Source organism: Gemmatimonadota bacterium, assembly GCA_026706845.1.
GTDB lineage: Bacteria > Latescibacterota > UBA2968 > UBA2968 > UBA2968 > VXRD01.
Genome location: JAPOXY010000064.1, coordinates 1 through 15,399 on the forward strand (window position 1 = coordinate 1; position 15,399 = coordinate 15,399).

12 protein-coding genes are annotated in these 15,399 nt (G+C 51.7%); 8 read left to right on the forward strand and 4 right to left on the reverse strand.

Annotated elements, in window-relative coordinates; translation table 11 throughout:
• The 3 genes from OXG87_06350 to fsa all read left to right on the forward strand — a co-directional run.
• Positions 1–2,482 (forward strand): DEAD/DEAH box helicase (locus OXG87_06350; protein MCY3869160.1); only part of this gene is annotated, 2,482 nt, incomplete at its 5' end.
• Positions 2,483–3,529, forward strand: coding sequence for a polyprenyl synthetase family protein (locus tag OXG87_06355; GenBank protein ID MCY3869161.1), 1,047 nt, complete (start codon positions 2,483–2,485; stop codon positions 3,527–3,529).
• A gap of 13 nt (positions 3,530–3,542) precedes the next feature.
• Positions 3,543–4,214 carry a fructose-6-phosphate aldolase gene (gene fsa / locus OXG87_06360; protein MCY3869162.1) on the forward strand — a complete coding sequence of 224 codons (672 nt, stop codon included), beginning with the start codon at positions 3,543–3,545 and terminating at the stop codon, positions 4,212–4,214.
• On the opposite strand, the gene OXG87_06365 is transcribed toward fsa, so the two are convergent.
• From OXG87_06365 to OXG87_06375, 3 genes are read right to left on the reverse strand one after another with little or no spacing between them, the layout of a single operon-like run.
• Positions 4,211–5,635, reverse strand: coding sequence for a sulfatase (locus OXG87_06365; GenBank protein MCY3869163.1), 1,425 nt, complete (start codon positions 5,633–5,635; stop codon positions 4,211–4,213). The genes fsa and OXG87_06365 overlap by 4 nt on opposite strands.
• A 13-nt stretch (positions 5,636–5,648) precedes the next feature.
• Positions 5,649–7,616: a hypothetical protein gene (locus OXG87_06370; GenBank protein MCY3869164.1), complete on the reverse strand. Its 1,968-nt coding sequence runs from the start codon at positions 7,614–7,616 to the stop codon at positions 5,649–5,651.
• Positions 7,586–8,125, reverse strand: a complete 540-nt coding sequence (locus tag OXG87_06375; GenBank protein MCY3869165.1) for an adenylate kinase — start codon at positions 8,123–8,125, stop codon at positions 7,586–7,588. The genes OXG87_06370 and OXG87_06375 overlap by 31 nt, the downstream gene beginning before the upstream one ends.
• A 169-nt stretch (positions 8,126–8,294) precedes the next feature.
• On the opposite strand from OXG87_06375, the gene OXG87_06380 reads away from it, so the two are divergent.
• Positions 8,295–9,131: a DUF4097 family beta strand repeat-containing protein gene (locus tag OXG87_06380; GenBank protein ID MCY3869166.1), complete on the forward strand. Its 837-nt coding sequence runs from the start codon at positions 8,295–8,297 to the stop codon at positions 9,129–9,131.
• A gap of 2 nt (positions 9,132–9,133) precedes the next feature.
• On the opposite strand, the gene OXG87_06385 is transcribed toward OXG87_06380, so the two are convergent.
• Complete coding sequence (locus tag OXG87_06385) at positions 9,134–11,323, reverse strand: alginate lyase family protein (GenBank protein ID MCY3869167.1); 2,190 nt, start codon at positions 11,321–11,323, stop codon at positions 9,134–9,136.
• A gap of 176 nt (positions 11,324–11,499) precedes the next feature.
• Here OXG87_06385 and OXG87_06390 point away from each other — a divergent pair, with 176 nt between their 5' ends.
• The 4 genes from OXG87_06390 (at position 11,500) to OXG87_06405 (ending at position 15,329) form a co-directional block, all read left to right on the forward strand.
• On the forward strand, positions 11,500–12,297 hold the full coding sequence (locus OXG87_06390; protein MCY3869168.1) for a phytanoyl-CoA dioxygenase family protein: 798 nt from the start codon (positions 11,500–11,502) through the stop codon (positions 12,295–12,297).
• A 3-nt stretch (positions 12,298–12,300) separates the two neighbouring features.
• Positions 12,301–13,413, forward strand: a complete 1,113-nt coding sequence (locus tag OXG87_06395; GenBank protein ID MCY3869169.1) for a mandelate racemase/muconate lactonizing enzyme family protein — start codon at positions 12,301–12,303, stop codon at positions 13,411–13,413.
• A 68-nt stretch (positions 13,414–13,481) separates the two neighbouring features.
• On the forward strand, positions 13,482–14,345 hold the full coding sequence (locus tag OXG87_06400; protein ID MCY3869170.1) for a creatininase family protein: 864 nt from the start codon (positions 13,482–13,484) through the stop codon (positions 14,343–14,345).
• 21 nt (positions 14,346–14,366) lie between these two features.
• Positions 14,367–15,329, forward strand: coding sequence for a fumarylacetoacetate hydrolase family protein (locus OXG87_06405; GenBank protein MCY3869171.1), 963 nt, complete (start codon positions 14,367–14,369; stop codon positions 15,327–15,329).
• The last annotated feature ends 70 nt before the right edge of the window (positions 15,330–15,399 follow it).

Consider the following 15,399-nt stretch of genomic DNA (forward strand, 5'->3'; position numbering starts at 1 on the left):
GTTCTCTCACCCTTTGGAATTCAGCAGCCCTTCCCGCATGATGAATTTTAATCCATTTAGCGCGCATGTTCGCCGCGACTATGGGTATGCCGGTCAGGTAGCCCATATAGAAGCCATACCCGCGCAAGAAGCTAAATTCGATGATGATGACTGCGCGCTGCATCCCGCAATCTCCGGCGCCTTGAAACAGCAGGACATTGATAGGCTCTATACGCATCAGGCCGATGCTCTGGCCGCTCTGACGCGCGGTGAAGACGTAGTGATAGTAACGGCAACGGCGAGTGGAAAAACTCTGTGTTATCAGATACCCACACTGGAAGCCCTGCTATCCGACCCGCAGGCGACCGCGCTTTATCTCTTTCCGACCAAAGCACTGGCGCAGGACCAGGCGCGTGGACTGGCGCGGTTTGGCGAATTAAACGAACAATTGAAATTTTCCCTGGGCACTTACGACGGGGATACGCCGTCCAACCAGCGAAAAACACTGCGCGAAGAAGGACGGGTAATTCTGAGCAATCCCGATATGTTGCATCAGGGCGTATTGCCCAACCACCCGCGCTGGGCGCGTTTTTTTCAGAATTTGCGCTATGTGGTACTCGACGAAATACACACTTACCGGGGCGTCTTTGGCTCGCATGTAGCCAATGTATTGCGCCGCCTGATGCGAATTTGCGCGCACTATGGCACGCCCCCGCAATTCGTGTGCTGCTCGGCGACCATAGCAAATCCCAAAGAACACGCCGAAGCATTGACTGGACAGCCGATGTGCCTGATTGATCGGGATGGCTCCCCGAGAGGCAAACGCCATTTTGCGTTCTGGAATCCGCCTTTTCTGGAAGGCACCACGAGCGATCGGCGCAGTTCAAATACCGAGGCGCGCTGGTTGCTCGGCAAACTCATCCACAACAGAGTGCAAACCATTGCGTTTGTGAGAGCGCGCACATCCGCAGAAGTGATCTATCGCTATGTGCAAGAAGATCTATCACTGGTAAGCCAGCGGTTGGCAGGCGCAATTCGGGCTTATCGCGGCGGATATTTGCCTGCAGAACGGCGAGAAATTGAGCGACAGTTATTTGAAGGTGAGTTGCTCGGCGTGGTGAGTACCAACGCCCTGGAATTGGGCATTGATATTGGGGACCTGGATGCCGCGTTAATTGTGGGATATCCGGGCAGTATTTCCAGCATGTGGCAGCAAGCTGGGCGTGCTGGGCGGCAGTCCGAAGAATCGCTGGTGGTCTTTGTGGCGCACAACGCCCCCATCGATCAATTTTTGATGCGCGACCCGGCTTACTTTTTCGGACAATCGCCCGAACACGCGACCATTGATCCCAACAATCCGCATCTCGTCGTGGGACATCTGCGGTGTGCTTTGCGCGAATTGCCCGTGCGGGGCGAAGAAGGCGAAGTAATGGGAGAATTTACAGGTGCGCTGCTCGAGATCCTGTCAGATGAAGGCATGGCGCGCCAACTCAATGGACAGTGGTTTTACAGCCAATCGGGATATCCCGCAGCAGAGGTTGGGCTACGCAATATCAGCGATCTGACTTATACTATTATTGACGAGACAGAAAGTGACCCGCAGGTAATCGGTTCCCTTGATGAAATCAGCGCGTTTTTTCAGATACATACACACGCTGTATATTTACACAATGGGCAGACGTACTTTGTCGATCAACTCGACACAGAGCGCAAAATTGCGCGGGTAAGTCAAAAAGCACTGGATTATTATACCCAGGCAGTTGATGAGACGAGTATTGTCGTAAATGATACCGAAATATCGGGCACATGGCGCGTCAGTGACGTATATTTTGGCGACGTCTCAGTCTCGTCACTGGTAACGATGTTTAAAAAAGTAAAATTCGAAGACCGCGACAGCATTGGCTGGGAAAATCTCGATTTGCCAGAGCGCAAGCTCGATACAGCCGCCTGCTGGATCGTACCGCCCCAGGAAGGGCTGAACCAGTGTCGCCGACATCGCCGCGTGCCATCTGAAGGACTCAAAGGCATTGCTAATGTAATGGGAGAAGTACTCCCCCTGTTTGCAATGTGCGATGTCATGGATATTGGCACAACGGTAGATAGCTCCAATACGGGGCGTCCAACCGCATTTGTATATGACCGGCATCCGGGAGGCATTGGTTTTTCGGAAAAAGCTTATGAGATGATCGAAGATGTCATAACAGCCTGCTGGATGGTCGTATCTGAATGCGAATGTGAAGCGGGGTGTCCGTCATGTGTGGGCGCGCCATTGCCTCCCGGCAACGATGGCAATACGCGGGGAACGATTCCCGACAAAGAAGCCGCCCTCGTCTTGTTACATGCCATGCTGGAAAAAGAACCTTATGTACCCAAACATCCGCGTCTTGAAATATCCATCGCAGGTGATGTTGCTACTCACAGCGATGAAAAAATTCCCGTTCGGCCACTATCGGCAAATGTCGAGGCAAAAATTCGCAAAAAAGTAAAGGAATTTAAGCGATAAATGGAAACGCGATTAAAAAACTATTTGGAAACCTGGGTGCCTCGTATCGACGAGGAAATGTATCAGTTCTTACCCAAAGATAAAGATCCAGTTGATTTTTTGTACGCACCTATGCGCGATTATCCCCAGCGCGGTGGCAAGCGGTTCAGATCGGCACTGGTGCTACTGGGCATTGAAGCATTTGGGGGCGATCCCAATGTAGGGTTGCGAACGGCTGCTGCTTTTGAGTTATTTCAGTCCTTTGCCCTGGTACACGACGATATAGAGGATGCCTCTTTAATGCGGCGCGGAAAACCGTGTTTGCATCTGATACACGGGATTCCACTGAGCATTAACGTGGGCGACGCGCTTTATTCAAAAGTATTTGAAATATTGCAGGCAAATCGCGAAATTTTAGGAGAAACAACAACGCTCGATTTGCTTCGTGAAATGATCCAGGGCGCACAAACAACATTTGAGGGACAGGCATTGGATATCGGCTGGATTGATGCCGAAGTCATTCCCGATGTACGCGATTTTGTTGACATGCTGCGGCGCAAAACGGGATGGTATAGCGGCCGCGGTCCCTGTACTATGGGCGCGATTATTGCGGGTGCTGGCAATGACATGAAGCGGGCGATTGGCGATTTTGGCGAAGCCATAGCTGTTGCATTTCAAATTCGCGATGACTTGCTCAACATCGTCGTTGAAGATACCGATGCAACATTGGCACCTACAACCACATCCGGAGGGTATGGCAAAGAACGCGGCGGGGACATCGCCGAGGGCAAGCGCACCTTGATGGTCATTGATTTGCTCAACCACTGTGCGCCAGAAGAAAATCAAAAAGTGCGCGAAATCCTGGATCGAGATCGAGATGCAACATCGCAAGAAGACGTCGAGTGGGTAATTGACTTGATGGGAAGATATGGCGCAATTGAAAAAGCGCAACGGGCTTGCCAGACGCGCGCCGAATCTGCAGACGCGCGCCTCGCTCAGTTGCCCCCGTCGGAATCGAGAGAAGTACTCAAAGAAATGTGTTCATTTTTGGTCGAGCGCGTATTTTAAAAAGGAGGCATACATGAAGTTCTTTATCGATACAGCCAATTTAGACGAAATCCGCGAAGCCCAGGCCATGGGTGTGCTGGATGGCGTGACGACAAATCCCTCTCTTATGTCGCAGGAAGAGGGAGAATTTGAAGACATCATTCGCGCAATTTGCGGAATTGTATATGGACCGGTAAGTGCCGAGGTAGTCAGCACCGACACCGAAGGCATGATCGCCGAAGCGCGCCGAAATGCTGCAATCCACGAACAGGTAGTGGTGAAAATTCCGATTACGCCAGATGGTCTAAAAGCGATCAAAACGTGTTCGGATGAAGGGATTCGCGTAAACGTAACCCTTTGCTTCTCCGCAAATCAGGCACTGATGGCCGCCAAAGCAGGCGCAACTTATATCAGCCCATTCATCGGCCGCCTGGATGATTTGGGACAAGACGGCATGGAGCTGATCAGCACAGTCCGCCAGATTTACGACAATTATGGATTTGACACCCAGGTGTTGGCCGCGAGTTTGCGCTCGCCCAAACACGTCGTCGAATGCGCCCTCGCTGGCGCAGATGTGGCGACCCTCCCGCCCGATGTATTGAGCAAATTACTCGCACACCCCTTAACCGACATCGGTCTGGAACGCTTCCTCAACGACTGGCGCGCCTGGCAAGCCGCAAAGAACAGTGATCCCGTGGTGGTTTAACCCATTCTTCTTCTCCCCTGCACAAACAGGGCACTCGGTGAGGGCGCGTTGTCGCACACTTCGTTAAACGTAGCGGGCAGGGGTTGGTGAATCACCGCCTGGATGCGCGATCTTTGTAAAACCACCACATCGGGATGATCTGCGGCGACATTGGTATTCTCATCGGGATCGGCTGCAAGGTCAAAGAGTTCTTCATTGTTCACATCATTCAAACTCACCGTATAATTCCACTGATCATCGCGCACCGATACCCTGCCCGTGGCTGGCCCGGTTGAAAAACTGGCCCAGCCAATCACAACGTGATCCCGCACAGCATCCATCTCTCCCGTCACCAGCGGCCAGACATCTGTGCCATCCACCGCTTGGCAGGGAATATCCAGCAAGCCCAACACAGTGGGCAACAAATCGTGTGCCTGAACAAAACCCGAAACGCGCTTGCACACATCGGGATGTCGTACCATCCAGTTCAACCGCGTGTTGTACGGATGCAGGCGATCAGCCCCTTTGCCAAATTGCCCGTGATCCAGTACCTGTGTGCCGTGATCTGACATCAACATCACAATCGTATCGCCTTTCAAACCCAGATCATCGACCCGATCCAGCAAGTGCCCCACCCAGCGATCCACCAGCGTGACCTCGCCAAAATAAAGCGCCTTGATCCGTTCTCTCTCCGCATCGCTCACCCCATCGCCTTCATTTCCAGCCCCGGGTGTAATAAAATCCTTCCCATCCCAATCGGGCATATACCGATCCGTATATTCCCGCGGCGGATCCCATGGTTCGTGCGGATCAAAAGAATCAATCCATAGAAAAAACGGCGCATTGTTTGCATTTTCGCTCAACCAATCTGCCGCACGCCGAAACACACGCGCACAACTGTAATCCTCTTCGCGTTGCCGAAACTTCTGATTGAACATGTACTGCATCAACCCAACATGCCGACCCCAGTTGATTGGTTCACGCACATGCGGGCGCAACAAATCTTCAATCGATTCCCGCGTGCCAAACCGCCAGTTGTCGCTCTCCTGCCCGCGAATAAAATCATACGTCACAAATCCGCGCGTATAATTCATCGTCGGCTTAAACATGTGATACGTATCGGCGACCAACCCGGTCATATACCCATTCGCCACCAGAATTTCAGCGAGCGTATCTTGTTCCGGCGGAATTTTGTGCCAACCAGGCGCGTGATGCCAGTGCCCGCGCCGATCAAAATTGTATCGCCAGGGAAAGGTGCGCCGCCCCGTAAACAAACCCCGCCGCGTCTGCAGCGTCGGCTGGCATTCCCCGAAAGCCCGTTCAAACACCACGGACTCTGCGGCAAACGCATCCATATTCGGCGTATCGACAAAACTCAGCTTCTGATTTGGCCCGACAATATCGGCGCGAAACGTATCCAGACAAATGCAAATTACATTCATACAAATCTCCTATTCAAAAATACAAACTGTGTCCATGTCCGCGAAACCACAACGCATCGATAATAAACGATATACCAGCACCGGAAAAGTGCCCTACGACCAGACCCACAAAAAAGGGCTTTGCGCCATTGTAAAGCATCAAACCGCCAAAGCGGATCAAAAGTGTTTTAATCGCCCAGGCGGCAAATAGCGACAACAGGGTCCATCGTACTTGTCCCACAGAAGCAATTGAAAACCCGATAGGATGCAAGCGCCACCATGCGAACCGATGTCGCAAATACGTCAACAAAACCGTCACAAGCGCACCAATACCCAAAAACGCAAAATGACCAAATTTGAGCGTCTCTGCCGCCTTAATTTTAGCCACAACCGTATCATAAGGCACCTGCCCCCCGCGGCGAAAGACCCACTCGCCAAAATTGTATGCACCCGAAGCATACGCCAGTTTGAGCGAAAAATAAAAAGACACAATCAGACTGATACCCAGTGCCAATCCAACCGCAGTGAGATAAACACCTCGCGGAAATCGACGCTCGCTGTGTACGCGCGCGGCATTTGCGCCAAAAGGCATAAATGTGGCAATGGGGTCGCACGCCCATCCATACGACAGCCCCAGCCCCGTCATCGTTGAACCCGTCAAATCCGCCGGACCAATGAGATGCATCGCATAAGCCTGCGGCACGAGAGGTCCCCGCACAAAAACCAGTCCGCCTTCAATGACAATGCGCGTCAGACCCAGATAAAGCGTAATAACCGCAAAGAGAAGCAACAAAGCCACGCCGGGGTGGATACCAATGCGCGTCAACCAAAAAAGAATGTACACGACCCCAAGCGCAATTCCTATCAGCGCTGTGCGATAGCCCATGATCTCATCGCCATCTGAAACGCCATTGTCTTGTCCCAACGCGGTTCGCCACACCCCGCGCAAATGTTCGCGCGCAACCCAAATACTGCCCAGCACAATCGCCACAAACGCCCCAAATCCCTGCCATCCCAACGCCGCTGGACTCACCGAATAAACCTCTGATGTGCCAATGGTAAACCCCGTGCGATTAAACAGCGCGATCTCAGCCATATTAAACAAATTGAAAAACCACACACTGAAAATCACATCCACATTGACAAAATACGTAATCCCCACCAGAGGTAGCGAGAAATTTGACGAAATACCCGGCCAAACCTGCCCGCCCGGAATGCTCAATCGAATAGCGGGAATACTCGGCCAGGCCTCAAAAAAGTAACCCGGCACATTCCACGCAATTTTGCCAGCGGCAACGGCAAAGCCGACCCAGAACAATCGGCTACGCATAAATTTTGGCAAAATTCGACCATCTTCGGCGCCATCCATCATCGCCAGCGGCACATCAACCAGAGGAAAATTCAACCGCTCTTTATCTACCCACTGCTTGCGAAACACCGCAATGAGACAAGTGCAAAGCATCAGTGTTGCGATAATCACCGATCCCCACCAGAACAGCGGCATGATCCACACTTCCCACGGAATTTTCGCGCCAGGCGGCAAACCCTCAAAAAACCATGCCACTGCGCGTCCGCCTCCGGGCACGGCCCACAGGGGCACATAGTCGTGTATAAATTCGCCCCAACCATTTTCAGTTGTCGCAAAATAAAAGGGCGAAGCCGACACGGAAATCACATAACCGGTCACCCCATAAGTGGGCACCGATACCGCCGCCAAAAGCATCGTATAGACCACACCCAATTCATCACCCGTCAATCCCTTCTCGCGCTTCACTGCCTTCAAAACCGGGTTTAAAACCACAACCACAAAAATGAACAACGCCGCCAACCCCAGCGGAAAATAATTGGTCGTCAACAGCGTAGATCGCACAATCCACTCGGAAAACGGCGCCAACAGATTCACTGCAACAACGACCAGAACGCCAACCGTCAATGCTTTTGGCGTCATGATATACCGCTGACTGCCAACCTCTATTTCTCGGGAAAAGTCTCTTGTAGCCACTGGCGCATTTCTCTGGGCGAATTCAATACCACAACCTTCAAATGATCGTACTCTTCGAATAATAACGGATAACGGCGGCGGTGTTTGCGATTGGAAGTTATTGCCCACAAAAACAGGGAATCGCGTGCAAACACATTGTGCCACTCTTCCCTGTTACCACTCCACAACACCTCTTTACACCACACCCGTCTCAAGGTACGCCGCATAAGCTGCCGGTAAATGACAAAAAGCGAATACCGCAACCACACCACTGTATCGGCTCGTGACCACACAATATCGCGCACCTTGCTATAATTTCCATCCACTGCCCAACTGTCACTCTTCAGCGCTTCTTCTGTATTTGTCCTAAAAACTTCGAGATCAACCGGTGTCCAGTTTGGTCCCCAATGCAGAGCATCCAGTTCAATGTGAGTGACATGCAGTCGCCGGGCGATCTCAGCCGCTAAAGTTGTCTTGCCCGACCCGCAGGTGCCCACTACGATAAGTCGCCGCATCTTGTCTGGAGCCATATCCCCTCTCGAAAGACTCGATGTAACCCTTTTTCTTAAAAATAGTGGGTTCTGCCCCAAAATTGTTTCACTTCAATTCCAAAAATCCGAAACCCTTAATACAAGAACGAGTCTAATCCCATACCCCATTGTTGCGTTTAACAACCTACAGCTTATAGGGAGACTTGCCATGATCTCGCGCCAACTTTTTATATGTTTTCTTGCCGCATTATTCACACTCCCGGCCAGTGCCGCGGAAAAACGCGAAGAAATCGTCGAATACACCCTTGATTTTGCCCCTGGCAAAAAGCTCTCTGTAAACGCCCGCAATGGCGGAATCACGCTTAAAACCTGGACGAGCGATCAGGTCCTTGTCCGCGCCGTAAAAAAAGCAAAAGCGAGCGATGAAGAAGGCGCCGAAGAACTACTCGAAACCACCACCATCGAAATTGAAGAAACAGATAGCGGTATAGAGATTCGCACCCAACGCCCCGACAACAAGTGGAACCTGTTTAAGGACTGGAATATAAGCGTAAACTATACGATCACAGTCCCCCAAAGCGTACGCCTGGATCTCGAGACCGTCAACGGAAGTATTTCTATCCCCTCGACCACGGGCAATGTGAAAAGCGAAACCGTGAATGGCAGTATCAAAATCAATGGCACGCGAGGCGCAATTGATGTCGAAACCGTGAACGGCAAAGTCAATCTCACTGAGATTATCGGCGGCGTAAATGCCGAAACCGTGAATGGCAGCATTGAAATCGCAATTGCCGAGCAAATACAGGACGACATTCGTGCAGAAACTGTAAACGGGCGGTTGCAACTATCCCTTCCCCCAGACTTTCAAGGTCACATTCAGGCCAAAAGTACGATAGGCCATATTGATACAGAATTTCCAATTGAAGTCAAAGGGCGCGTTGGCGGGCGCATTAGCAAGTCCCTCCGTGGCAACCTCAATGGCGGAAATGGCCCGAATATCAAACTCCAAACCCTCAACGGCGGCATCGACATCAAACAGCTATAAACTTACACCATCTGCCCCTCCCGAATCTCCTGTCCATATACCCGCACTATTTGTCCATTTGCGAGAGCTATTTTATTTACCCATCCATCGACCAATTCCATCGCGCCAACTTCGGCATCGGTCTCCCCATCAGAAACGCGTATCCACCCCTCGCCGACTTCTGATTGCACAAAATAAATCTCCCTGCCATCGCGCAACGCAATCCGCCCGGCAATCGCAACTCGCCCATTGTCCCCCACCGCGGGAATATATTCCACATGTGCTACAGGAGATCCTTCACCCGCTTTTACGGGATATAAAACGTATGACATCAACGTGGGACCATCGCCCACTACTTTGAAAATTGCCGTTGGAATAGGTTCGCATTGATAGGGTCCCCCTCGGGGAATCCACCCCTGCACGGCCGGCTCTTCCTGTCCGCTTACAATCCGCACATCTATCGGCTTTGTCGAAATGGCATAAATGCCCAGATTGCTCTCTCCCCCACTGTTTCTCGTTATAACACCGCGCCCATTCGCCAGCACCTCGGCATCATCCGCATCCAGATGAAACATCGCTTCATACATGTGAGACGCCTCATCCGAGGGCCTGAGAATATCCGTCACTATCCAGAACTCGGATTTCACAAACAAAATCGACCGCGTATGTGTAACCGTCTGATCCCTCTCAGACCCATATCCCAAATCGTAACTCGCCGACGCATAATCGCATTTCTCATTTGAAATCCACGTATGCGGAAGCGGCTCGGACACCACGTAATCCTCTCTTGACTTCCCGCGCTGATTCTGCTCCATCCCATCCACCATCACCGTATTGTGCGCGCGGGTTGATAGCACATAAGTGCGCCACTGCGACGAATCGTATGGATAATTCCCCGGATCCACCACATGCACACGACCGTGTGCGTACAGCATGATATTCAGCTTATCTTCGTGCTGATGCCCATAGCCAAACGGACCACCGTCAAAAAAGAGATAGAGATCATCCGGTTCCCATCCCGAACGCATAACAAAATGCCCCGCGTATGGAAAAATGCACGACAGGGTTTGCGGCTTTGTTCCTTCAGCGCGCCCAAAACCCGCCCATTGAAAATCCGTCCGTTCTGGAAAAAATTTGAACCCACCCTGCATATAGGGCGCGATATCCGTCTGGCCGCCGTCATTGAGCGCGGGCAATCGCAAATTGGGCATAGCCAAATACAGATCGTAGTGATACATCCGCTCCAATTTTGCGATATAATCCTCCGGCAGAGACAAATCATTCAACCGCGCAATCGCGAGCGCCATCACAAAATTTCGCAAACTCACCTGATGATATCCACTCGACAACTCAATCTGCGCGCCATCGGGATAAACCTGCTCATCCAATTCTTCATACAAAGACTGCATTGCAATCCCGCGCCAGCTTGCAGCTTCTTTAAACTCGGGAAACAATGCTCCAACGTGATATTGCCCATTGGCCTGCATCGTCTGCCAGTTGCCACCGCGCGGCCATAACGTGAGATGTCGTGCGTGTTCGACCATACTCTTCACCATCAAACACACATCGTCATCTCCAAATGTTTCAGACGAAAGAAAATAGTAAAACGCCGCAGGCCACGTCTGTCCCATCCGAATCCCACATTCAATCGTGCGCCAGCAATTCGTGCGATTCGTACCCATCTCTGCATCGTCTTTCCAGGTATTGCCATCCTCACCCACTGGCATCAGCACATGTTCAATCCAGTGCCGCATCTGTCTCCCGAATGCCCTGGCATATTTTTCATCACCCGTTTTCCAATACGCCTGCCCCAGCGTGACCCAAAACGGGTGGCGCGACAACTGCCACGTCCATTCCCTGTAATTGATCGGATCCAATTCCCAATTGATCACATCTCCAAACGCCTCTTCCACATCGCAACTCATCAGCGTATTTGCCGCAATGCGGTCAGCCTTTTCGAGATCAACATCTCTGATCGCGCGATCTCCCACGCGCACCAGTTCGACCTCTGCATCCCGGTCCTGTGGCTCTGACCGATTTCGCCAATCAGAAAACCATCGCGGATATTCCCGCGTGCGAACGTGTTCTGCAAACGCACGCCGCGCACCCGTCCAATCTCGCATCTCTACCGCCCTTTTTACAGCCCCCATATCCGCACGCGACAAATCGAGTGCCTTAAAAAATGTTGCATCGCTCAACCGCGGACCAATCATATCTCCCTCCATTTCAATCGCTTGCCCTCAAAATACTTTGTATTCTCTCTTAAAATATCACAATGACACTGTCCTGCCACTGTTTTCTACTTTGTCTGGCGCAATACCCCTGCGCTTTTTTTTTGTATTTGCGACGCAACACACCTATATTGCGCCACACATGAAAGGAGGCGATCATGTTTTGCGACACCGAGAAACGGCAGTACAGAAAACAGGGGTTTTTTATTGTCAATGACGCCGTCGATCCCGATATGCTAAAACCCTTGTTAGAGGCTGCGATTCGCGCTAAACAAAAGGTGCGTTCAGACGAAGTGGATTTGTACACACACCGCTCAGAAGACGGAGAACCCTGGGCAATACGCGGGTTATTTGCCCCCGAGATGAACGAGCCGATATTTGCCGAGTATCTAATGTCAGAACCCATAATGAAATACACGCGCGCTTTTTTGGGCACGCAGTTGCAATTGGGAGGCTCCCTCATCTTCACAAATCCATATCAAGCGGATTACGGTTTTGGCTGGCACCGGGATTTTGGAAGTAAGGAACGCGACGGATCGTATCGGGTAGAAATGGAAATTTTGAATCGTCCCCAAAGGGGTTTGAGGTGGCATCTCGCCCTGGTGGATGACTATTGTCTGCAAATTGTGCCCGGCAGTCACAAAAGGTATCGCACCGCCCACGAGCGCAGGTGCTTGTTAGAAGAACGCCACGACGATATTCCGGGCCAATATGCTGTGCCTCTCAAAGCAGGGCAAACCGTGTTTTGGACTGGCAATTTAATTCACCGCGGAGTAATGAAAAAGGATGTGGAGCGATTGACCCTGTCCGGAAGCTGGAGTATGTACGCTAAAGATAGTAAACCCTCCGAAGTGGACCCGCGTCTGAAGTGGATGCTCGCGGACAATGTGCGTGAATTTTTGCCAAAAGAAATGCGCCCATTGTACGACCGGTGGCGAGTATTGCAAAAAAGCTAACAAATGAAAATTACCCATATTGAAGCCATTCACCTGCGGTTGCCAGAAGTTGTAGAGGCAGCAGATGGAACTCAGGACTGCCTGATCGTGCGAGTGCATACCGATGAGGGCATAACGGGATTGGGTGAAGTCGTATCGTGTTCCTATGTAGCCAAAGCCGTAATTGAAGCACCGCGCTCTGCGCCATTTCGCCATGGCCTATCAGCGATTATAACCGGCATGGACGCGCTGGATTTTGACGCAATTCACAACGCCATGATCGAAGGCGTATCATGGTATGGTCCAGGCGGCGTGGCGCGACAGGCCATGAGTGGCATTGACATGGCACTGTGGGATATTTGGGGCAAAGCCGAAGGCAAAGCCGTGCGCAAGCTGTTGCGAGAAGATGCGGCAGATGCAGTGCCTGTCTATGCGAGTGTCCTGTGGCCCGAGTGTCCGGAATTGGTACAGGAATCCGCGAGCGCATTTTTGGCACAGGGCTATCAGTCTGTAAAATACGGCTGGGCGCCAATGGGACCAGATGCAGATTTGGACGAGGCACTGGTCGCAGCGGCACGAGAGGCTTTGGGACCAGATGTAAATTTGATGGTAGATGCCGGTCGCGCGTGGGATGCGGAAACCGCGTTGGAGCGCGTGGCGCGATTTGAAAAATACAATGTATTCTGGCTCGAGGAGCCATTGCATCCATTTGACGTGCAGGGATACGGCGAACTCTCAACGAGGTCGTCCATCCCAATTGCAGGAGGCGAAGCAATGACTCTGGTAAGCGAATACGCCGACTTGTTGCACAATGGCAAACTCCACTTTGTACAACCCGACCTGGGGCGCGTAGGCGGGATTACCGGCGGCCTGGCAATTGAAAAATTGGCGAACGAGACGGGGGCACGTGCCGTGCCTCACGCATTTGGCACTGGCGTCTTGTTGGCAGCATCTGCCCAATGGGCCGCAGCGAGCGAACAACCGCTGACAGAATATACGCGAGCGCCATCTCCCCTGGCACAAAAGCTGGCCCAACACGATATGGTATTTCGAAATGGCGCCTTACATCTGACAGATCAACCCGGACTGGGCGTGGATCTGGATGAAGACGTGGTTGCCGAGTTCCGGGTAATGTAGGGGCGGTGCCCCTGTGCCCGCCCATAGTGGCGGCGATGTCTCATGTGACCACTTAGAAAGGTAAAAAAATGGCCTCTGTAAAAGATATCTACAAATTTGACGAACTGACCTGGCCCGAAGTGAACGAAGCGGTGGAAATGGGAAAAATTCCGATTATTCCAACCGGCGCGGTCGAACAACACGGGCATCACTTACCCCTGAAAGTCGATCATCTATGTGCCAATGCCGTGGCGACCGAAGGCGCGCGCTTAAAACCGGAATACAGCCTGGTGCTACCGCCCGTGAGTTATGGCTATGTACACCACGTCATGGATTTTCCCGGCTCGCTGAATATACACTACGAACACTTCATTCAGTACCTGCTGGACATCTGCAAAAGCCTTGCCTATCACGGCTTTAAAAAAATGATCCTCGTCAACGGACACGGTTCCAACCACAACCTGGTCGAAATGGTCGCCCGGCGCACAATCGTAGAAACAGACGCGAGTTGTGCTTTCTGCTCGTGGTGGCAATTGCTCAAGGTCGATCCGGACTTTGACAAAGAATGGCGCGAGAGCGTATTTCCCGGCGGATGTTCGCATGCGGGCGAATTGGAAACATCCATGTTGCTCCATTTGTCTCCAGAAAGCGTACGCAAGGATAAAATCAAGAGCGAAATCGCCAGGACCAACAAGCGAGGATCCAAATTTGTCTGGACCGATCTGTTCAGCAGAGGACCTGTGGGAATCATTGAATGGACGAGTCAATATACAGATTCTGGCGTGATGGGCGAGGCGGAAAAGGCAACCGCAGAAAAGGGCAAAATAGTCTTTGAAGAGGCGAGCAAAAATCTGGCGCAATTCGTCGAAGAATATTATCATCAAAAGATTGAAACCCCCACGCAAAAGCAGGCACAAGAACCGACATTTCCACTGTCGTTTACCAGTCATTGAGCATTCGCACAAGGAGAAAACATGAAACTCGCAACTTATTCAGTCGGCGGTGCAGAATCCATTGGCGCAGTCGTCGCAAATGATTCGATTATCGTCGATCTCGCCGCAGCAGACAGCGCATTAGCCCAATCGGAAAACCCTCCCTTTTTCACGGATATGCTGACCCTTCTCGAAGCCGGAGCAGAAGGACGGTCTGCGGCACAACAGGCGGCGGCTGATGCTGAAAAGCGTTTGAATGGCACACCGGATGGCGAGACCAGCTTTGCCGTCAGCGACGTCAAATTGAGCGCACCAATCCCCAATCCACGCAAATTATTCTGCCTGGCGGGGAATTATCAGGATCACATTGAAGAAAGCGGCACGACCAAGATGCAAATTCAGGACAAGGAAACGCCGCGCGTATTTATGAAGCCCCCAACATCGACAGTAATTGGACCGGGCGATCAAATTTTGATCCCCCCCATCGCAAGAGGCGTAGATTGGGAAGGCGAATTGGCCGTCGTAATAGGCCGAGAAGCAAAAGGCGTACAGGCAGAAGACGCGCTGGATTATGTCGCGGGTTATACCGTCATGAACGATGTCTCAGAGCGCATGTTGCAAATCAAAAAGCGCACGGATAGCCGACCAAGAGATGAATGGTTTGACTGGTTAAACGGCAAATGGCTGGACACCTTTGCACCCCAGGGACCGTGGATTGTAACCTCAGACGAAATTACAGATCCACACACCCTCGACATCAGCACGTATGTGAATGGCGACCGCAAGCAACACAACAACACGGGACAAATGTTGTATCCCGTAGATAAAATTATCGAATACATCTCGGCAATCATCACACTCGAACCGGGCGACCTGATCAGCACAGGCACAATTTCGGGTGTGGGCGATACAACGGGAACCTATATGCAACCAGGCGACACGGTGGAAATTGAGATCTCGGGCATCGGCCGATTGGTAAATACAGTGGCTGCAAGTGAGAAATAGCTGTCTCACTCTTAATTGAGAAAATAATGGCAGGCACGGGCAACCGCTGCCTGCCTTCTGTGTACCAGTG

Excerpts from the sequence above, each read along its gene's own strand:
- OXG87_06385 (MCY3869167.1), bottom strand. The coding sequence starts at position 11,323 with ATGATTGGTCCGCGGTTGAGCGATGCAACATTTTTTAAGGCACTCGAT.
- OXG87_06355 (MCY3869161.1), top strand. The coding sequence starts at position 2,483 with ATGGAAACGCGATTAAAAAACTATTTGGAAACCTGGGTGCCTCGTATC.
- OXG87_06375 (MCY3869165.1), bottom strand. The coding sequence starts at position 8,125 with ATGGCTCCAGACAAGATGCGGCGACTTATCGTAGTGGGCACCTGCGGG.
- OXG87_06365 (MCY3869163.1), bottom strand. The coding sequence starts at position 5,635 with ATGAATGTAATTTGCATTTGTCTGGATACGTTTCGCGCCGATATTGTC.
- OXG87_06405 (MCY3869171.1), top strand. The coding sequence starts at position 14,367 with ATGAAACTCGCAACTTATTCAGTCGGCGGTGCAGAATCCATTGGCGCA.
- fsa (MCY3869162.1), top strand. The coding sequence starts at position 3,543 with ATGAAGTTCTTTATCGATACAGCCAATTTAGACGAAATCCGCGAAGCC.
- OXG87_06390 (MCY3869168.1), top strand. The coding sequence starts at position 11,500 with ATGTTTTGCGACACCGAGAAACGGCAGTACAGAAAACAGGGGTTTTTT.
- OXG87_06395 (MCY3869169.1), top strand. The coding sequence starts at position 12,301 with ATGAAAATTACCCATATTGAAGCCATTCACCTGCGGTTGCCAGAAGTT.
- OXG87_06380 (MCY3869166.1), top strand. The coding sequence starts at position 8,295 with ATGATCTCGCGCCAACTTTTTATATGTTTTCTTGCCGCATTATTCACA.
- OXG87_06400 (MCY3869170.1), top strand. The coding sequence starts at position 13,482 with ATGGCCTCTGTAAAAGATATCTACAAATTTGACGAACTGACCTGGCCC.